The organism is Janthinobacterium sp. PC23-8, from assembly GCF_002250505.1.
Taxonomy (GTDB): domain Bacteria; phylum Pseudomonadota; class Gammaproteobacteria; order Burkholderiales; family Burkholderiaceae_D; genus Janthinobacterium.
The window spans coordinates 295,173-314,243 of record NZ_NJGY01000003.1 but is presented as its reverse complement, the minus strand read 5'-3'; the positions used below and the strand labels follow the sequence as shown (position 1 = coordinate 314,243).

Here is a 19,071-nt window from a genome sequence, read left to right as displayed (position 1 = left end):
CTGGCTTGAGCGACTAGACCTTCTTGACGAACTCGGTTTTCAGGCTCATCTGGCCGAAACCCTCGATCTTGCAATCGATATCGTGGTCGCTGTCGACCAGGCGGATATTCTTGACCTTGGTGCCCATCTTGACGACGCCGCCGCCACCTTTCAGTTTCAGATCCTTGATGACGCTGACGGTGTCGCCGTCCTGCAGGATATTGCCGGCCGAATCGCGATACACCCTGGCGCCCTCCTCCACCGCTTCGCCGGCCGTGGCCGACCATTCATGCGCGCACTCGGGGCAGACCAACTGGCCGCCGTCTTCGTACGTGTATTCGGATTTGCATTGCGGGCATGGAGGTAATGTGCTCATTCGTTTCTCGGTCTGGTAGACGGCCGCCGGCCGTAAAAGCCGACATTATAAAGGCTACGCCCGCCATCGGCGGGCTTTTTCGCATATGGCGTCGCAGCGTTATTTGATATTTTTATCCAGGAAGGCGCGGATCACCGGCACGATCTCGCGGGCATGCGTTTCAAGGGCGAAGTGGCCGGTGTCGTAGAAGCGGATATCGGCGTTGGGCAAATCGCGTTTCCATGCCTGCGCACCGGCCGGCAGGAAAAACGGATCGTTCTTGCCCCATACGGCCAGCAGCGGCGGTTGCTGCTGGCGGAAATAGGCATGGAATTGCGGGTACATGCGCACATTGGACGCGTAATCGAGGAGCAGGTCGAGCTGGATCTCGGCGTTGCCCGGACGCGCCACCCGCATGCCTTCCAGGGTATAGCCGTCGGGAGAAACGCTGCTCGGGTCGGGCACGCCTTCCAGATACTGCCATTTCATCCCGGCCGGCGTCGGAAAGTCGGCCTGCGCCGCGCGGTTTTGCGCCGTCGGCGCCTGCCAGTATTGCTTGATGCCGTCCCAGCCCTTGGACAGCCCCTCTTCATAGGCGTTGCCGTTCTGCGAGATGATGGCCGTGATGCGCGCAGGATGGGCCAGCGCCAGGCGCCAGCCGACTGGCGCGCCGTAGTCGTGCACCATGATGGCGTAGCGGTCCAGCTTCAACTGCTCGGTAAAACGATCCATGGTCCGGGTGATGTTGTCGAAGGTGTAGGCGTAGTGTTCGCGCGCCGGCGCTTCGGTGTAGCCGAAGGAAGGCAGGTCCGGCGCCACCACGTGATAGCGATCGCTGAGCGCCGGTATCACGTCGCGGTACATGAACGAAGACCCGGCAAAGCCATGCAGCAGCACGATGGTCGGCGCGGCAGGGTCGCCCGCCTCGCGGTAAAACACGTTCACGTCGCCGACTTTTTCAAAACGGTAGTGCACCTGCGCCTTGTCGGCGGCCGACATGGGGGCAGCGCTGATGCCACCGGTGGCCATGGCGAGAGTGGTGGCGGCAGCGAGGGTACTGGCTTTGATATTCATGGTTTAGTCCTTGTAACCGTTAAATTGCGTATTTGAAGGTTACATCCATTTATGGTAACCTGTCAATATTATTTTTAAAGGTTACGAAATGATTTTGCACACCACCCACACACCACATTTCATCGGCAACGACCTGGCCCTCGATTTCATCAACAGCGCCTTTGGCATGGGCGAGAGCAGTTGCGACTGCCTGGCCGACGATGCAAGTGCGGTGGCATGGCTCAAGGCGGCCGGCCAGTTGGCGCCTGACTTCGACGCGCCGGCCGCCACACTGGCCGGACTGGCGGCAGCGGCGCAATGCTTGCGCGCGGCGGCGGGCCGGCTGATCGATTTGAACAAGCCGCGTGATCCACACGACTTCGACGTGGTGAACGCGATACTGGAGGCAGGCCGTCCCATACGCACGCTGGCGCTCGACGCCGACGCCGAGGCCAATATCGTGCTGCTGGAGCGGCGCCGCGATGACAGCGTGGCCAGCCTGCTCGAACCGGTGGCGGCGGCGCTGGTCCATCTGCTGGTACAGGGCAAGCTGGCGCAAATACGCCAGTGCGAGGCGCACGATTGCACGCTGCGCTTCCTCGACATTACCAAGTCGGGCCGGCGGCGCTGGTGCAGCATGGCCGTGTGCGGCAACCGGATGAAGGTCGCCGCTTTCCGGGCGCGCAAGGATGGCAGCTGATCCCTGCCAGGCTGGGCGCCGGGCAGTCTTCGATTTTCCGGGATAGCCGGTCCGGGGCGGCTTTTCAGGGCGTTCCCTCAGCCCCGCCGCACGATCTCGATGGTGCTGTGGACGATTTCCTCGTGGATGCCGATGCGCGCGCGCAGCAGGCCCGGCGTCAGGGTGGCATCGCGGCTGACCACCGACAGCGCGCACGAGTACAGCTGCTTGCCCACGCGCCAGACGTGCAGGTCGACGATGCGCGGCGTGTCGCCCTCCGCTTCCACCTCCACCGCCTCGCGGATTTCCCGCACCACCGGGTGATCCATCTCGCGGTCCAGCAAGACCTTGCCGGTTTCCTGCATCAGCTGTTTCGCCCACAGCGCCACCAGCACGGCGCCGGCCACGCCCATCACCGGGTCGAGCCAGTTCCAGCCAAACACCCAGGCGCCGGCCAGCGCCAGCATGGCCAGCACCGAGGTGGCGGCGTCGGCCAGCACGTGGACGTAGGCGGCCTTCATGTTCAGGTCTTCGCCATGGTCATGGTGGTGCTCGTGATCGTGTCCATGGCCGTGATGGCCGTGACCATGGTCATGGTCGTGATGTCCGCCCAGTATCAGCGCGCACGCCAGGTTGACCGCCAGGCCGACGCCGGCCACCGCCAGCGCCTGCGGATAGTGAATCGCCTGCGGCGAAAACAGCCGTTCGACCGAGGCGGCCACCATCAGCACCGCCACACAAAGCAGCAGGATGGCGCTGGTGTAGCCGGCCAGGATTTCAATCTTCCAGGTGCCGAAGGCGAAGCGCGGATCGCGCGCATGGCGGCGCGAAGCGGCATAGGCAAAGGCGGCCAGGCCGATCGCCAGCGCATGCGAGCTCATGTGCCAGCCATCGGCCAGCAGCGCCATCGAGTTGTACCACCAGCCGGCGACGATTTCCAGCACCATGGTGGCCAGGGTGATCCACATGACGACGCGCGCGCGGCGCTCCGCCCTGCCATCGCCGGTATCGAAAACATGTTCATGGGTCCAGGCCGACAGGTCTTCGGCCGCGTGTGCTTGCGTCATGATGGTGGCTCCGTTCATTTCAGTTTATTTCAAATAAGTGCGCAGGATGGCGACGATCTCGTCGGCGCCCCTGGCGCGTTCGGCATCGCTGGTGATGGCGGGACTGGCGACGTGTTCGCGCAGGTGCTCTTCGATCACCTCGCCCATCAGCCCGTTGACGGCGCCGCGCACGGCCGCGATCAGCTGCAGCACCTCGCCGCAATCGCGCCCTTCTTCCAGCGCCCGTTCGATGCCTTCCACCTGGCCCTTGATGCGCTTGACGCGGTTGTGCAGCTTGCTCTTGTTTGCCGATGTGTGGCCCATTCCAGCTCCTTTAAAATACTATAGGGGGGTATAGTATCAGGAAATTTTTTCCTTGCCTGAAAAATGGCAAAAAAGGCATGTGTGTTGCTTTTCGAATTCATACCAGAATTGATATTAAGCATTAAAAATTAATGATTGGAAAAAAACCAGAAAGCGCTCTACCATCAGCCATCCGCCGCCATTTTGTCGCCTGTCGACTTGCCAGACGGTGGACCATAAAAATATCAGGAGACTAGCAACATGAAATTCAACGACTTGAAAATCGGCCGCCGGCTGGGCCTCAGCTTTGGCGCCATCATCGCCCTGCTCCTGATCCTGGCGGTGGTCGCCATTACCCGCGTGAGCGAATTGGGCAACGAAATTCGCCGCATGAACGAAGACAGTTATCCGAAAACCATGCTGGTCCATGCGATCAAGGATGACGTCAACGAAACCATGATCGCCATGCGCAATATCTTCCTGACCGTCGAAGCCGAACTGGCCAACAAAGAGGTACAGCATGTCGAACAGATCGCGCGCCGCATCGATACGTCGATCGGCAAACTGGAAGGGCTGCCGGCCTCGCCCGACAGCGCCAGCCGCATCAAGCAACTGAACGGGGCGCGCCAGCAATTCGACAAGGTCAGGAAAGACGTGATCGGCCTGGTGGCGGAAGACCGAAAATTCGAAGCCAAGAGCCTGATGCTCAAGCAGTTGCTGCCGCGCCAGCAAGCGTACTTCGCCGCGCTCGAACAGCTGGTCAATTACCAGACCGGCCTGATGGAAGCGTCGGGCAAGGCCTCGGCGCAGCAGGCCGACCAGACCCGTCTGATCATCCTCTTGATATCAAGCAGCGCCGCGCTGGCGGGCATTTTGCTGGCGATCCAGGCCAGCAACAGCATCACCCGCCCGCTGCTGCAAGCGCTGGGCGTGGCGCGCCAGGTGGCCGCCGGCGACCTGACCAGCAAGGTGGCTGTCGGCACGCGCGACGAAACGGGCCAGCTGCTGCAAGCGCTGAACAGCATGAACACCAGCTTGCAGGACATCGTTGGCCAGGTGCGTGGCGGCACCGACACCATCGCCGATGCCTCCGAGCGCATCGCCAGCGGCAATCTCGACCTGTCGGCGCGCACCGGCCAGCAGGCCGACTCGCTGCGCGAGACGGCCGAATCGATGGCGCAACTGACGTCCACCGTCAAGCAGAACGCCGACCACGCCAGCCAGGCCAACCAGATGGCGGCGCGGGCGTCCGAAGTGGCGGTACGCGGCGGTGCCGTGGTGGCGCAGGTGGTAGGCACCATGGGCGCCATCAACACCTCGTCCAAGAAAATCGTCGATATCATCGCCGTGATCGACGGCATCGCCTTCCAGACCAATATCCTGGCCCTGAACGCGGCAGTGGAAGCGGCGCGCGCCGGTGAACAGGGGCGCGGCTTCGCGGTGGTGGCCAGCGAGGTGCGCAACCTGGCGCAGCGCTCCAGCCAGGCCGCGCGCGAAGTCAAGGCGCTGATCGACGATTCGGTCAGCCATGTGGCGGCCGGCAGCGTGCTGGTGCAGGAAGCCGGCTCCACCATGACGCAGATCGTCGACAGCGTGCGCAGCGTGACCGACATCATGGGCGACATCAACGGCGCCAGCCACGCCCAGGAAACGGGCATCGAGCAGATCAACCTGGCGCTGGCCGAGATGGACAAGGTGACGCACCAGAATGCCGCGCTGGTCGAGCAGGCTGCGGCCGGCGCCGCATCGCTGCAGGATGAAGCGAGCCGGCTGGCGCAGGTGGTCAGCCGCTTCCGGCTGGAACGCGGTGCGGTGATGCTGCACGGCTGAGCCCATGCGACAATATACTTTTACTTAAACAGAAAGTAACCATGCCCTGCTTGTGCGTTGCACTCGATGGTACCCGGGTCGCCATGATCAACCTGGCCGGCATGGAGGTGGTCGACGTCTCGGTCCACGGCGCGCTCGACTACAACCCGAAAGCGACCCTGCACGCGATGGGCGTCAACCCCTCGGCAGGTGGGTGCGACAGCCTGATCTGGTTGCCGGAACAGGCGCTGCTGGCCGGGCAGGTGGTGCGTGTGACCTTGCTGGAGGCCTGCGAGCAGCCTGACCGTGGCAGGACCATGGAAGAACTTTTTCCCGATGACGAGCCTTGCACGCAAACCGATTTCACCATCGACGATGCGATGGCCGCGCAATTACGCGCCCGCCCGCAGCTGCACCAGGCATTTGCCGTGCAGGCCAGCACCTCGCAAGGCCAGCAGGCGGCGGCGGTCAGCGACCCACGCAATACGAGTTTCACTTTCGGGGTGGTGTGGGATTTTACCGGACCCGACAAGGCGCGCGTGCGCCTGACTACCCACTGCCTGGACGACGTGCTGGCGCGACGCGCCGGCTCCGCTCACCTGGAGGCGATGCTGGCCTTGGGCGACAGCGCCTCGTTCGTGTTGACGGCCTGACGGCGTTACACTTGGCCGGCCAGCGCTTCCTTGCGCACAAAGTACATCGCCTGCGGCTGGTCCACCAGCACGCACTGCTTGCCGGTGCGCTTGCAGTGGTCGTGCACGCGCCAGTAGGCGTCGTGGCTGACGCAGCCGGTCTGGCAGATCACCAGGTCGGCCGCCACCAGGCTCGCTTCGAGCGCGGCCACATCGTCAAAGCCATCGCCGCCGAGCGCATGGTGCAGAAAGCGCCCGCCGGCCTGCTCAATGGCTTCGCTTGCTTCCTTGCCAGCGCCCTGGCCAGGAAAGTGGCCGACATACAGCACGGCTTTTTCCCGCACGCCGGCGAGCAGCTTGTGCGCGACCGCTGGTTTGTCTGACACGACAGGCTTGCACTGCAGCCGCAGCAGCTCGCGCATCAGTTCCTGCACCCGCTCAGCGAGCCACTCGACCCGCCGCGCCAGCTTGACGCGCGTCGGCAAACCGGGCGCCGCCGCAGTCAGTTCAGCCAGCTGCTCGCGCACCAAAGCCAGTTTCGTGTCGCGGATCACCACTTGTGCCCGCGTGCGCATCAACTGCGCTTCAAGCGCGGCAATGCGTGCCACCTGTGCCGCCTGCACGGCCATATGCTCGCTGCAGCGCGCCTGCGCGCGTCCGTAGGCGCTCAGCAGCACGCGGTGCTCTTGCGCGATCATGTCATCCCTGCTTGCCATCTTGCCCATCATGCCTCCTTTGCCACCAGCCATCTCTCACGCAGACTCGCATTATAAATGAGAATAATTACCATTCAAGCATGAACCGCACTCGCGGTAGGGGTATAGTCTGGCTTGGTCATCGAGCGAGACTTTCATATGCAATACTTCCCAGGCGCCCTGATCATCGCCATGCTGGCTCTGCCCGTGCAAGGAAACGCCATGGCTGGCGAAGCGCTGCAGGTCACCGCCCGCTGCATCGACCATCCCGGCAGCCTGTTTATGGGCGAGGACCTGCGGATCGAAATAGTCATTACCAATATCAGCGGGCAGATGGCAGGCTACCCGCTGGCCTACATGAAAAAGCGGCCCCACCGTCATGCTGCGCGACCCGGCCAGCGGACGCAGCAGGCCGCAGCGCATCTCGCTGGCCGACCGTGCGCTGCGCAACGTCTTTACTCCCATCGCGCCAGGGCAGTCGATCACGCTGGACGAGGTGATACGGGCCAGCGAGCTGCGGCAATTTGGCGAGAAGGTCGATTTGACGGCAGAGATCGGGGTGTCAAGCAACATCACGGTGGGCACGGCCGGGGCGACGCAGCCGTTCAAGGGGACGGTGACCTTGCGCATTGCAGGGCAGAAGGACCAGACAACGGTATCCGAACCATAATCGCTGGAACGCTGCACGAAAATGGCACAAGCTGTGAATGCGTGTGTAGTTTTTGTGTATGATTTAAACTATGGACAGTGCGTACATTATCAAGCAACTGACATCTGCCGGATGGGAACATGTGTCGACGCGCGGCAGTCATCGCAAATACCGCCATCGTGCCACCGGCAGATCAGTCATCGTTCCGCATCCGAAAAAAGATTTGCCAACAGGTACTGCCAACGCGATATTGAAACAAGCTGACTTAAAGTGAGGCAATGTATGTTTTATCCCCTCTATGTATGGAAAGACGCCAACAGCGCCTACGGCGCTACTTTTCCCGATCTGCCGGGCGTCCATACCGCCGCCGACACGCAAGGTGATCTTCAGCAGGCGGCGCAGGAAGCTGTCGAAACCATGTATGAAGACGAAGACAGTATTCCAGTCGCCTCGGCCATTGAACAATGGACTGGCGATGCACAGTATGCGGGGGGATTCTGGATGCTGGTCGATATCGATCTGGCGAAAGTCAGGACCAAACCGGTACGCCTGAATATCTCCCTGCCGGCAAGCCTGCTGCGTGACATTGACGTGTTTGCCAAATCACGCCACCTGAGCCGTTCGAGCTTTCTGGCCCAGGCAGCGATGAAAGCGATGGCGGAATAGCCAACCTCAGCGCATGCGCGCTCACGGCTCTTCCAGCCACCCTCCCGCAAACCCCGCCTTCGCCAGTCCGTCACGCAAGCAGGGATTGCCGCGCATCAGCCGCCACGGAAAATCGTGCAGGTGGTTGTCCAGCATCAGCAGTACCGGCCCGTCGTTGATGCCGAAACGGTACGGCGAGACCCAGCGCGTGCCCTGCTTCGTGACAAAGACGGCAGAGCGGGCATGGAACACGTCATGCATCTGCGCCAGCGCCGGCAGCACGATCTCGGGCGCGAACGGCAGCACGATCTCGGGCGCGAACGGCAGCGAGGCGGCCACCGCCCACGGCGCCAGCGTGCCATCGTCGTAGCCATACGGCGCGCCACGCCCCACATAGTCGCGAAAGCCGCGCCGCACACCGTGCGACTGGCGGGTGGCGGGGCCGGGGCCGTCGCTGGCGCTGATGCCCCAGCAGTGTTCGCCGTAGCCGGGGAAACCCAGCGGATTGGCTATCGCATAGCGCTGCTGCACCAGGGTGGCGCGCCGGCTGTTTTCAAAGTAATCGAGATCATGGGCACGCATGAAGTCATCCTGGATGCCGCGCAGATCGAGCCAGACATGCGACATCTGGTGGATGAACAGCGAACCTGCATACAGGTAATCGATGCCGTACGCCGACTTCCATTCGAAGCTCCCGGTCCACGCGTCGTAGCTGGCGCGCTCGACGGGCCTGGTGGGCGAACCCAGCGCCAGCACGTACAGGATCAGCGCCTCGTCATAGCCGCGCCAGCACTTGCGCAGAAAACCCGTTTCCGGCTTCCAGCCATGGCGCAGCAACTGGCAGCGCGCGCGCATCCATTGCCAGTCGATTCTTCGGTACAAAAAGTCGGCCAGTGTGCGGATCTCGAGTTCGTCCTTGCCCTCGCCGTCGTAGTATTCGGCGGCAGCCAGCACGCCGGCCGTCAAGAGCGCCGTATCGATGCTCGACAGTTCGCAATCCCGGGCGCGCCGGCCATTGTCCATGTCGAGGAAGTGATAGTAAAACCCCTTGTGGCCGGTGGCGGCGGGCGAGTCGCCCTGCTCGCTGCGGGCAAAGAAGCGCAAGGTGGTCAAGGTGCGTGCGACGGCGTCATCGCGTGCCAGGTAGCCGCGCTCGACGCCGACGCAATAGCTGGTGAGTGCCAGGCCGACGGCGGCGATGCTGGCCGGCCAGCCCTGTTTGTCCTTGTCGCGCACCAGGCCGTTGGCGGGATTGACCTGCGCCAGGAAGTACGAGAAGGCCGCGCGCCGCAGGGCCGGCAGCAGCGCTTGTTCGTCGATCAGGTCGGAAGGAAAGCTGGCCGGTTTCATGGCAGCGGGCGCGCGGTGAAGGTTGGCGATACGGGACAGCATGGCAGCGAAAGCCGAATGCCGCCGCACGCCACCGCCTGGCCGGTCAATGCGCGAGCTGGCCCTCGCGGCGAGCCCCTGCCGGAAAGCCGGGCGCGGCCAGGATGCGCACCGCACGCCGCGTTTGCGAAGGCAGTTCGCCGAACAGGCATTTGTAGGCGGTGGCAAAGTGGCTGAGGTGGAAAAAGCCCCAGTTCGCTGCCGCCTGTCCCACGCTCAGTTCCGCCGCGCTGGTCGACAGCAACTGGCGCCGCACGGCGTTGAGCCGGATCGAGCGCAGGTAGTCGACCGGCGTGGTCTGGGTCACGGCGTGAAAACTCTTCTGTATCGTGCGCTGGCTGGTGCGCAGGCGCGCGCTCAGGTCGAGTATCGTCACCGGCATGTCGCCGCTGGACATGGCGATCTGGTGGCATTTGTCGACGATAAAGCTTTGCGTCGAACTCGACAGGTTGGGCGCTTTCTCGCACTCCGGATCGCTGATCAGTTCGAGCAGCGCGCCGACCAGCGTATGGTCCAGCATTTTCTGCGCCGCCGGCGTGGTGATCAGGTGCGGATTGGCCACCGCGTGACTGAACAGGCACAGCAGGCGATGGCGGATCGCCGCCAGCCGCTCGGACGACACCTGTATCACCGGCTGGCGCAGCAGCGCCTCGAGCGCGCCGGGGCGCAAAAACCCTTCCAGCACGCCCTCGAATTGCGCATAATCGAACGTCACCGACAGCAGATCGGTGTGCATCGGCATATGGAACACGAATTCCTCGCCGCCGCGCAGCAGGAACACGCTGTGGTCGGGCGCCACCCTGCCCTGTATGCGCGCCGCGCCGCAGGTGTCGGACGGCAGCGCAAAGCACAGCATGCGCCGCGGCGCCACGCCCTGCTGCACCACGCGCTGGTTCAGGTATTCGCGAAATACGTGGACATGCGTGGTGGCCAGCTGGATCAGGGAACTGTGCAGCGCGCCGGGCGTGATCTGGTTATAGGTCTGGCGCCATTCGCCTACGGCGGCGGCGTGCAGGTTGACATCCTTGTAGCGGTTGACGGTACTGAGCATGAGGGCTTTCGCTAAAGTGGTTGAATGCGGGTGTCATCCACCGATGCCGCCCATGCACACATACTTCGTTACCAGGTAATCGTCCATCCCGTACTGCGACCCCTCGCGCCCCAGCCCGGACTGCTTGACGCCGCCAAACGGCGCCACCGCGGTGGAAATGATGCCGGTGTTCAGCCCCACCATGCCGCATTCGAGCGCCTCGGCCACGCGCCAGGCGCGCGACAGGTTGCGCGTGTAAAAATAGCCGGCCAGGCCGAATTCGGTGTCGTTGGCCTGCGCCAGCACCTCTTCGTCGGTATCGAAGCGGAACACCGGCGCCAGCGGCCCGAAGGTTTCCTCGCGCGCTACCAGCATGGCGGCGGTGACGTCGCCGAGCACGGTCGGCTCGAAAAAGCCACGTCCCAGCGCATGGCGGCGTCCGCCCGCCAGCAGGGTTGCGCCCTGCTCCAGCGCGTCGGCCACATGCTGCTCGACCTTGGCCAGCGCCGCCTGGTCGATCAGCGGCCCCTGGGTCACGCCGGGCTCGACGCCGTTGCCGACCTTGAAGGCCCGCACAGCAGCGACGAGCTTGCCTACGAATTGATCATACACGTTGTTCTGCACGTATATTCGGTTTGCGCATACGCAAGTTTGGCCACCGTTGCGAAATTTCGACACCAGCGCGCCTTGCACCGCCGCATCCAGATCGGCGTCGTCGAAGACGATGAAGGGCGCATTGCCGCCCAGCTCCAGCGACAGCTTCTTGATGGTCGGCGCCGACTGGCGCATCAGCTCGCGCCCCACCTCGGTCGAGCCGGTAAAGGTCAGCTTGCGCACGGCCGGGTTGGCCGTCATCTCGCCGCCGATCTGGCGCGACGAACCGGTCAGCACGCTGAACACGCCGGCCGGCACGCCGGCGCGCCCGGCCAGCACGGCCAGCGCCAGCGCCGAATACGGCGTGGCCGTGGCCGGCTTGAGCACCATCGGACAGCCGGCCGCCAGCGCCGGCCCGGCCTTGCGCGTGATCATCGCCGACGGGAAATTCCACGGCGTGATGGCGGCGCACACGCCGATCGGCTGGCGCAGCACGACGATGCGTTTGTCCGCCCACGGCGAATGCACGATGTCGCCGCCGCCGCGCCTGGCCTCCTCGGCGAACCATTCGATGTACGAAGCGGCGTAGTCGATCTCGCCGCGCGCCTCGGCCAGCGGCTTGCCCTGTTCGAGTGTCATGATCATCGCCAGGTCGTCCAGATTGGCCCGGATCAGGTCGTACCAGGCGCGCAGCACTTGCGCGCGCTCGTGGGCGGTCCTGGCGCGCCAGGCCGGCCACGCGGCTTCGGCGGCGGCGATGGCGCGGGCGGTCTCGGCCGCTCCCATGTTCGGCACGGTGCCCAGCAGCTCGCCGGTGGCCGGGTTGGTGACGGCGCAGGTGGCACCGTCGTCGGCGTCGCACCAGCGTCCGTCGAGCAAGGCCTGCTGGCGGAAAAGAGTAGTATCGTTCAATTGCATGTCGGTGTCTCCTGTAACAATAAAGGCGCGGCTCAGCCGGCCGGGTGCATGTGCGTGACCAGTTTGGTCACCAGGTAGCCGTCGAGCGATTCGCTGCCGCCCTCGCTGCCGTAGCCGCTGTCCTTGACGCCGCCGAACGGCACCTCGGCCGGCCCCATGCCGAAATGATTGATATTGACCATGCCGGCCTGCAAGTGCGTGGCCAACTGGTGCGCGCTGCGCGCCGAATCGGTGAACGCATACGAGGCCAGGCCGAACGGCAATCGGTTGGCCTCGGCGATGGCTGCGTCCAGGTCGTCGAAGCGGACGATGGCCGCGAGCGGGCCGAACGGCTCCTCATTCATCAGCCGGCTGTCGGGCGGCGGCGCCAGCACCACGGTGGGCGCGTAATAGCTGCCCTCCTCGCCGAGCCGTTCGCCGCCGGTGGCAATGTCGGCGCCGCGCGCCCGCGCGTCGGCGACAAAGGCCTCCATCTCGGCCACGCGGCGCCCGTGCGCCAGCGGCCCCATGGTGGTGGCCGGGTCCAGGCCGGGGCCGACGCGCAGCTCGGCGGTGCGTTCGAGAAAGCGCGCCACGAAGCACTCGTACACGGCGCTGTGCACAAAAAAGCGGGTTGGCGAGACGCACACCTGGCCGGCGTTGCGGAACTTGAAGGGCGCCAGCATATCGGCGGCGCGCTCGACGTCGGCGTCGGCGCACACGATGACGGGCGCATGGCCGCCCAGCTCCATCGTCACGCGCTTCATGTGCAGGCCGGCCAAAGACGCCAGATGCTTGCCGACCGGCACCGAGCCAGTAAACGACACCTTGCGCACGATGGGTGACTCGATCAGGTGGCGCGACACCTCGTGCGGCACGCCCCAGACCAGGTTCAGGCAGCCTGGCGGCAGGCCGGCGTCGTGGAACAGCCGCGCCATCGCCACCAGGGCGCTGGGCGAATCCTCCGGTCCCTTGAGGATAATGGTGCAGCCGGCCGCCAGCGCCGCCGCCACCTTGTGCATCGCCTGGCTGAACGGGAAGTTCCACGGCGTGAAGGCAGCGCACACGCCGACCGGCTCGCGCAGCACCATCTGCCGCACATCGGCCGAGCGCGCCGGGATCACGCGGCCGTAGACGCGGCGGCCTTCTTCGGCGTGCCATTCGGCCGTCTCGGCGCCGCTGGCGACCTCGCCGACGGCCTGCGCCAGCGGCTTGCCCTGGTCCAGCGTCAACTGGCGGCCGATCTCGCCGGCCCGCTCGCGGATGAGTTCAGCGACCCGGCGCAAAATGGCCGAGCGGCGCAGCGGCGACTCCAGGCGCCAGCTTTGAAAGGCGCGCTGGGCGGACGCCAGCGCGCGTTCGAGGTCGGCCGTGCCGGCGTGCGGCAGCCGGCCCAGCTCCATGCCGGTGGCCGGGTCAATGACGGCCTGCGTGTTGCGTCCTTCGCCACCGAGGAACTCGCCATCGATATACAGCAGCAGCGGATCGTAGGCGGGCTTCATGGCGCCGCCTTGGCGGCCTGGGCGCGCACGAGAATGGTGTTTTCCTGCCTGGCCAGCAAATGGCGCACCTTGCCGCGGAATACGGCGAAACCGGCGTCGGCCAGCAGCGCGGCGCGCCGCCGCGCCCGTTCATCGAGGCTGTCGAACGGCCACAGATAAACCAGCTGGTTCAGTTCGCCCACCTCGCGCGTAAAGCAGCCGAGCGCCTCGCCCAGATGGCTTTCCTGGATGGCGCGGCCGGATTCGGCGTAATGCTTCAGATACTCGGCGACGCCGCCGGGGACCATGGTGTAGATGCGTTGTTCGAGATACATGTCGATTCCTTGGTTGGGGCCGCGAAGCGGCGAAAATCCATGGTCACTTGCGCCAGGCCTTGCGGCGTGGTGTGGGCGGCGATATAGCGGTCCGGGCGCAGCACCACGATCTCGCCCGGATGGGCTTCGAACCAGCCGGCCAGCTGGTTGTCGACGTCCTCGACGCAGACGGTGCCGCAGGGCGAGAGCACGCGCTCGCCGGTGCCCTGGCCGCTGCGCGAGCGGCTCACGTGAATGAAGCGCGCGCCGAGCCGGTGCCAGAACGCGCGCTCGGAAGTACCGAGCACCGTTTGCGGATCGACCTGCCAGCCGAGCACGGCAAACCAGGGACCGACCGCGTCGTCGAGCTTGCCACGGCGGCCTGCGGCGTCCTCGACGTCGGGCTGGATGAACATGCGCCCGACCATCGTCCGGCCGGTGGCCGGCAGTACCACGCCGTCGTGGTAGACCGGCATCGGCTTGAAGCGCATCTGCAGCACGTAGTTGCGCACGCCGGGCAGGAAGCGCACGGCCTGGAAGAAGCGGTCGCGCAGCCAGGCCTTGCTGCGGCTGGTCGGCATCAGCAAGGCGCCGAAGGTATCGGCCAGGTCGATCATGGCGCGCGCATGGCCGCGCCGTTCGCTGTCATAGCTTTGCAGCACGGACGGCGCCAGCTGGCCGCGCACCAGGCCGGCCAGTTTCCAGCCCAGGTTGCCGGCGTCGCGCAGGCCGATGTTCAGTCCCTGGCCTATCCACGGCTGGCTCAAGTGGGCGGCGTCGCCGATCAGCGCAATGCGCCCGTCGACGAAGCGCTGCGCCACGCGCGAATGGTGGGTATAGGTGCGGGCGCTGACGATCTCGATCGCAGCGGCATCGCGCACATAGGGCGCGATCAGGCGCCGCAGCGATTCCGGGCTGGACATCGCCTCCGGGTCCTCGTGCTCGAACAGCATGAATTCCCAGCGCCGGTAGTTGTACGGCAAATAGATGCACACATTGGGCCGGCGCGGATCGCAGTTGAGCGCCGTATAGGGCGCGTCCACCGGCGCGTTGCGCACATCGACCACCACCCATTTGCGCGGCAGTGTCTTGCCTTCCAGGGCAATGCCGAGCAGCTCGCGCACGGGGCTGCGCCCGCCGTCGGCGGCGACGCAATAGCCGGCGCGCACCGTGTAGAGGCCGCCATCGGCGCGCCGCACCGACAGGGTGACGCCGTCGGCGTCCTGCTGCGCACCGACCACCTCCTGGCCCAGGCGCAGCTCGACATGGGGAAAGCGCGCCAGGCCCTCGCGCAGAGTGCCTTCGGCCAGCTGCTGCATGAAGATATTGCGCCGCCACCAGCCAAATTCGCGCGTCGCCGGACGAATGTCGGCGAAACAGGCGCCGCCGGCGTCGAACATGCGCATCGACACGTTCTGGATCAGGTTGGCGGCGATGGCGTCGGCCAGGCCGGCCGTCTGGAATACGCGCAAGGCCTCGTCGTCCATGCCGACGGCGCGCGGATACGGCAAAATCTGCTCGCTGCGCTCGATCAGCAAGGTGTCGATGCCGTAGATGCCCAGCAGGTTGGCCAGGGTGGCGCCGTTGGGGCCGGCGCCGACGATGACGACGGCGCGCTGTTCGGGGTGCTCGGTAGTCATGAAATCAACCCATCCAAAAAAGGGTAGAGCGCGGCGTTAAAGTCCGGCAAATTGTCGTCATGGACGTAGTGGCCGGCGTTGGCGATGTCGACCCGGGTCAGCAAGGCGTTGCGCTCGACCATGTCATCGGCCGTGGCGGCCGACAGGAAGTCGGACTGCGCGCCGCGCAGCAGCAGGGTTGGCATGCTGATGACGTCGACATGCGGCCACAGGTCGATCAGTTGCTCGTTGGTCGCACCCAGGCGCGCGGCGGCGATGCCGCGCGCGTCGTGCTTCCACACGATTGCGCCGTCTGGCGCCTGGCGCAGCGAGTACGCCAGGCGCGATTGCAGCGCCGCTTCCGAAATATTGGGCCGGTGGCTGCGCCAGAAAGCCTCGGCCGCGTCCCAGGAGTCGAACTGATCGGGCGTGGCCAGCAATTCACGCTTGATGCGTTCGGCGCCGCCGGACGCGGCCGAGGCGCCCGGCCCCATGTCCTCGATCACCATCGCGATCAGCTGCTCCGGATGGCGCGTCGCATAGACAAAGGCGTTGGCGCCACCCATCGAGTGGCCGCCGAGCACGAAACGCTCCACGCCCAGGTGCCGCACCAGCGCCTCGAGGTCGCGCACATAGTCGCCGGCGTAGTAGTGGCGGCCGGGGTCCCAGTCGCTGTCGCCGCGGCCGCGCTGGTCCAGCGCGACCACGCGCCAGCGCCCGGCCAAGGGCAGCGCCACCGGCTCCCACGTGTGGGCGTAGCTGCGCAGGCCATGCAGCAGGATCAGCACCGGGCCGTCGGCCGGCCCCCATTCGACGTAGCGCAAGGACAGGCCGTCGCTGTCAAAGCGGCCTTCGCGTGAAGAGATGGCGTTCATGCCCGGACGCCGGCTCAGGCGGCCGAGGCCATTGCGGCGGCAACGTCAGCCGCCTTGATGCCGCCGAGGCGCGCATGCAGGCGACCGCGCGTGGCGAAGGCGAAGGCGATCACCACCTCGTCGGCGTTGGGGGCATCGGGGAACAGCACCGTCAGCGTGTCGTAATGGGAGCGCACATACAGCTCGTCCTTGTGCGCCAGCGGAATATCGAGCACGGTGCCGGGGGCGCCGCGCTTGCCGGTCGACGGCACCCAGGCCTTGCCGCCGCCGATGGCCTCGCGCACCGGATCGGCGAAGATGGCGGTCAGGAAGGCGTTGCCGTGCTCGTATTCGCCCTCGCTGCCGACCAGGCAGCCCTTGCCATAGCTTTCCAGCGCATCGTCGCCCATCAGCGCGACGATGCGGCGCGCAAATTCATGGCCCAGCGCCGGCGAGTGTTCGACGATCAGGTCCAGCGATTCGCTGTAGCGGCCGGCATAAGGGTTGACGATGGCGGCGGCGATGACGATCTTGCGCAGTGGCGCGCCGTCGGCCAGGCGGCCCGTTTCGTTGGCCAGCGTGTCGTCGATCTGGGTGTACCATTTGCGGATGTGGTAGGACTCAAAGTTGGCGGGTTTGTTCATGATATGGCTCCAGTGTTGTGGTTAAAAAAGTGGTGTTCAGTCGTACAGCGGCTCGAGCGAGGTCGGCTCGCTGGGCGCGTGGAATTGCTTGATCAGGCGCCGGCCCTCCTCGTCGTCGTGCACGGTTTCACAGAAAAATTCCAGGCGATTGCCGTCGGGGTCGCAGAAATACACGCCGATGCCCACCTTGTGGTCGGTGATCTTGACGATCGGAATCTTGCGGGACAGCAGCATGCCGTACAGCCGGCGCAGTTCCCGCAGGTCGCCGTCGATCTCCAGGCCATAGTGCTGCAGGCCGATGTTGCCCAGTTCGGCGTTCGATTCGGCGCGCAGCAGGGCGATGTCGTGGTGTTTCTGGCCGAACGACATGAACACCCATTGCGGGCCGCGCGCGGCTTCTTTCATGCCCAGCACCTCGGCATACCAGCGGCCGGACAGATCAGGGTCGCGCACGTACAGCGACAAATGGGTGCGCCTGATGCGCGGCACCGGCAGCGCCGCTGGCGGGGAAACTGTGCTCATGGAGCCTCCTGTCAGTGGGTCGATTGCGCGTGGGCCTGCAGCGGCGCCGTGTACGGCGTCCAGGCGACGGCGGCGATCTCGCTGAAGGCGCGCCATTCCCTGCTCCAGTGCAGGCCGGCGTCGCGCGAGGTGTACAGGTCGCCGTACTTGGTGCCCGCATACAGCAGTTGCGGGTCGGCCGGGTTCGCGGCAAGCGCCCAGAAGGTCGAATTGGGCGGGCTGGCCAGCGCGGCCGGCGTCCAGCTGAGGCCACGGTCTTCGGAGCGGTACAGGCGCGTCACGCGCCCCGGCGTGCCGTCGCCCATGGCCAGCAGCAGTGCGCCGTCCGGCCCGCACAGGGGCATGGCCGTGCGGGTGTAGTACAGGCCGTCGAAGCGCTTGCTCGACAATTCGCCCTCCCAGCTGTGGCCGTCGTCGGTGCTGCGGTAGATGGCGTTGACGGTCAACACCAGCGTGGTCTTGGGCTGGTCGCCGGCGGCCGGCAGGATTGCCACCGCATGGATGTCGGAATTGCGGATCACGCCGTCGGGGGTGTCGACCCGCAGCCAGCTGGCGCCGGCGTCAAAGCTGCGCCAGACGCCGCCCTCTTCCACGCCAAACCACACTTGCCGGCTGTCGTCGGGGTCGACGCAGATGGTCAGCAGGCGCGGACGGTTCACGCCCGAGCAGAATTCGGGCAGTTCGACCGGCAGGCGGGTCCAGCTCTCGCCGGCGTCGGTGGACTTGCACAACACCGCGCGCGAGGGCGCGCCGGTGCCGGCGTACAGCACGCTGGCGTCGTTCGGGTCGATGGCGATGGCCCACACGGTCATGCCGTTGAGCGGGCCGTCGGCGCGGCGCCAGTGCGCGCCGCCGTCGTCGCTGATGCACAGGCCGGCGTCGGCGCCGGCGTAGATGCGTTGCGGGCGACTCGGATCGACTGCCAGCGCGCGCACGATGCCGTCGAATTCGATCGGCTCGGTCAAGCCCAGGCGGTGCCAGCTGGCGCCGTCGTCATTGCTGCGTAAAATGCCCTGGCCGGCGGTGGCCACTAAAATGGTAGACAAGATAAAACTCCTTGGTTTTAGAGGAAAATGCCGCGCGTCAGGCCGCCGTCGCAGCCCAGCGATTCGCCGGTGATGCAGGCGGCGCGCGGCGACAGCAGGAAGGCCGCCAGATAGCCCATCTCCTCGACCTGCAGCACGCGCCGGATCGGCGTGGCCCTGGCGTAGTTGGCCTCGACTTCGGCCGCCGTCAGGCCCTGCTTGGCCGCCTCGATCGCGTACAGCTCGTGGATGTGCGGGGTTTCCACCACGCCCGGGTGGATCACGTTGACGGTGATGCCGTGCGGCCCCAGCTGGTCCGACAGGGTCTTGGTCATGTGCACGATGGCCAGGTTGCGCATGCCCGAGATCTGCTTGCTGCCGCGCCCGGTCAGCCCGCCGATATTGAGGATGCGGCCCCATTGCTTGCGCTTCATGTAGGGCGCCACCGCCTTGCAGCAGCGGAAGTAGCCGACCACCTTGATGTCGATGTCCTGCAGCAGGCCCTCGGGGTCGGCCTGGTCCAGTTCCGAGCGCACCAGGCCGCCAGGATGGGCGGCGCCGTTGACCAGGATGTCGATGCCGCCGAACGCTTCGGCGGTGGCGGCCATGGCCGCTTCGACCGACGCCATGTCGGTGGTGTCGACCACCACCGGCAGGATGCGCCCGCCCTTGCCGTCCAGGCTGGCGCGGATGGCGGCCGCCGCTTCCTCGAGTTGCGGCAGGCGGCGCGCGGCGATCGCCACGTCGACGCCTTCGCGCGCCAGCTCAAGCGCGATGGCCTTGCCGATGCCCATGCTGCCGCCGGTGACAAAGGCGACCTTTCCAGTCAATTCAAGATTCATTACGGTTCTCCGGTG

General features: G+C 65.6%; 22 protein-coding genes. 5 read left to right on the top strand and 17 right to left on the bottom strand.

Annotated features, from left to right (window positions below; all coding sequences use genetic code 11):
* Positions 1-13: 13 nt before the first annotated feature.
* Positions 14-355 carry a zinc ribbon domain-containing protein YjdM gene (locus tag CD932_RS20930; RefSeq protein WP_094444734.1) on the bottom strand — a complete coding sequence of 114 codons (342 nt, stop codon included), beginning with the start codon at positions 353-355 and terminating at the stop codon, positions 14-16.
* A gap of 99 nt (positions 356-454) precedes the next feature.
* A complete protein-coding gene (locus tag CD932_RS20925; protein WP_254926742.1) occupies positions 455-1,333 on the bottom strand; it encodes an alpha/beta fold hydrolase in 879 nt (292 codons plus the stop codon).
* A 163-nt stretch (positions 1,334-1,496) separates the two neighbouring features.
* On the opposite strand from CD932_RS20925, the gene CD932_RS20920 reads away from it, so the two are divergent.
* Complete coding sequence (locus CD932_RS20920; RefSeq protein WP_094444733.1) at positions 1,497-2,087, top strand: CGNR zinc finger domain-containing protein; 591 nt, start codon at positions 1,497-1,499, stop codon at positions 2,085-2,087.
* 77 nt (positions 2,088-2,164) lie between these two features.
* On the opposite strand, the gene dmeF is transcribed toward CD932_RS20920, so the two are convergent.
* Together dmeF and CD932_RS20910 are read right to left on the bottom strand one after the other, a co-directional pair.
* On the bottom strand, positions 2,165-3,133 hold the full coding sequence (dmeF, locus tag CD932_RS20915) for a CDF family Co(II)/Ni(II) efflux transporter DmeF (RefSeq protein WP_094445293.1): 969 nt from the start codon (positions 3,131-3,133) through the stop codon (positions 2,165-2,167).
* 24 nt (positions 3,134-3,157) lie between these two features.
* Positions 3,158-3,436, bottom strand: a complete 279-nt coding sequence (locus CD932_RS20910; protein WP_094444732.1) for a metal/formaldehyde-sensitive transcriptional repressor — start codon at positions 3,434-3,436, stop codon at positions 3,158-3,160.
* Between the two features lie 240 nt (positions 3,437-3,676).
* On the opposite strand from CD932_RS20910, the gene CD932_RS29685 reads away from it, so the two are divergent.
* Entirely contained in the window at positions 3,677-5,245 is a 1,569-nt protein-coding gene (locus tag CD932_RS29685) for a methyl-accepting chemotaxis protein (RefSeq protein WP_094444731.1), read from the top strand.
* 41 nt (positions 5,246-5,286) lie between these two features.
* A complete protein-coding gene (locus CD932_RS20900; RefSeq protein ID WP_141213329.1) occupies positions 5,287-5,877 on the top strand; it encodes a hypothetical protein in 591 nt (196 codons plus the stop codon).
* A 5-nt stretch (positions 5,878-5,882) separates the two neighbouring features.
* Here the strand turns inward: CD932_RS20900 and CD932_RS20895 are convergent, their stop codons facing one another.
* Positions 5,883-6,584 (bottom strand): DUF2325 domain-containing protein, encoded by a 702-nt coding sequence (locus CD932_RS20895; RefSeq protein WP_254926695.1) that lies wholly within the window; start codon positions 6,582-6,584, stop codon positions 5,883-5,885.
* 39 nt (positions 6,585-6,623) lie between these two features.
* On the bottom strand, positions 6,624-7,238 hold the full coding sequence (locus CD932_RS28415) for a hypothetical protein (protein WP_141213328.1): 615 nt from the start codon (positions 7,236-7,238) through the stop codon (positions 6,624-6,626).
* A gap of 53 nt (positions 7,239-7,291) precedes the next feature.
* Here CD932_RS28415 and CD932_RS20880 point away from each other — a divergent pair, with 53 nt between their 5' ends.
* Together CD932_RS20880 and CD932_RS20875 are read left to right on the top strand one after the other, a co-directional pair.
* A complete protein-coding gene (locus CD932_RS20880; protein ID WP_094444727.1) occupies positions 7,292-7,474 on the top strand; it encodes a type II toxin-antitoxin system HicA family toxin in 183 nt (60 codons plus the stop codon).
* Between the two features lie 8 nt (positions 7,475-7,482).
* Positions 7,483-7,866, top strand: coding sequence for a type II toxin-antitoxin system HicB family antitoxin (locus CD932_RS20875; protein ID WP_094444726.1), 384 nt, complete (start codon positions 7,483-7,485; stop codon positions 7,864-7,866).
* Positions 7,867-7,887: 21 nt separating this feature from the next.
* Here the strand turns inward: CD932_RS20875 and CD932_RS20870 are convergent, their stop codons facing one another.
* From CD932_RS20870 to CD932_RS20820, 11 genes are read right to left on the bottom strand one after another with little or no spacing between them, the layout of a single operon-like run.
* A complete protein-coding gene (locus CD932_RS20870; protein WP_369679847.1) occupies positions 7,888-9,237 on the bottom strand; it encodes a glucoamylase family protein in 1,350 nt (449 codons plus the stop codon).
* Positions 9,238-9,280: 43 nt separating this feature from the next.
* On the bottom strand, positions 9,281-10,285 hold the full coding sequence (locus CD932_RS20865) for a helix-turn-helix domain-containing protein (RefSeq protein ID WP_094444725.1): 1,005 nt from the start codon (positions 10,283-10,285) through the stop codon (positions 9,281-9,283).
* Positions 10,286-10,318: 33 nt separating this feature from the next.
* Positions 10,319-11,776, bottom strand: a complete 1,458-nt coding sequence (locus CD932_RS20860) for an NAD-dependent succinate-semialdehyde dehydrogenase (RefSeq protein WP_094444724.1) — start codon at positions 11,774-11,776, stop codon at positions 10,319-10,321.
* Positions 11,777-11,808: 32 nt separating this feature from the next.
* Positions 11,809-13,257 (bottom strand): NAD-dependent succinate-semialdehyde dehydrogenase, encoded by a 1,449-nt coding sequence (locus CD932_RS20855; protein WP_094444723.1) that lies wholly within the window; start codon positions 13,255-13,257, stop codon positions 11,809-11,811.
* A complete protein-coding gene (locus tag CD932_RS20850; protein ID WP_094444722.1) occupies positions 13,254-13,571 on the bottom strand; it encodes an NIPSNAP family protein in 318 nt (105 codons plus the stop codon). The genes CD932_RS20855 and CD932_RS20850 overlap by 4 nt, the downstream gene beginning before the upstream one ends.
* Positions 13,514-15,190 (bottom strand): bifunctional 3-(3-hydroxy-phenyl)propionate/3-hydroxycinnamic acid hydroxylase, encoded by a 1,677-nt coding sequence (locus CD932_RS20845; protein ID WP_094444721.1) that lies wholly within the window; start codon positions 15,188-15,190, stop codon positions 13,514-13,516. Before CD932_RS20845 ends, CD932_RS20850 begins: the two co-directional genes overlap by 58 nt.
* Positions 15,187-16,044: an alpha/beta fold hydrolase gene (locus CD932_RS20840; RefSeq protein WP_094444720.1), complete on the bottom strand. Its 858-nt coding sequence runs from the start codon at positions 16,042-16,044 to the stop codon at positions 15,187-15,189. The genes CD932_RS20845 and CD932_RS20840 overlap by 4 nt, the downstream gene beginning before the upstream one ends.
* Before the next feature lie 14 nt (positions 16,045-16,058).
* Complete coding sequence (locus CD932_RS20835; RefSeq protein WP_094444719.1) at positions 16,059-16,667, bottom strand: amino acid synthesis family protein; 609 nt, start codon at positions 16,665-16,667, stop codon at positions 16,059-16,061.
* A gap of 36 nt (positions 16,668-16,703) precedes the next feature.
* Positions 16,704-17,189, bottom strand: coding sequence for a VOC family protein (locus CD932_RS20830; protein WP_094444718.1), 486 nt, complete (start codon positions 17,187-17,189; stop codon positions 16,704-16,706).
* 11 nt (positions 17,190-17,200) lie between these two features.
* On the bottom strand, positions 17,201-18,238 hold the full coding sequence (locus CD932_RS20825) for a glycosyl hydrolase (RefSeq protein ID WP_094445290.1): 1,038 nt from the start codon (positions 18,236-18,238) through the stop codon (positions 17,201-17,203).
* 14 nt (positions 18,239-18,252) lie between these two features.
* Positions 18,253-19,056 carry an SDR family NAD(P)-dependent oxidoreductase gene (locus CD932_RS20820; RefSeq protein WP_094444717.1) on the bottom strand — a complete coding sequence of 268 codons (804 nt, stop codon included), beginning with the start codon at positions 19,054-19,056 and terminating at the stop codon, positions 18,253-18,255.
* Positions 19,057-19,071: the final 15 nt, after the last annotated feature.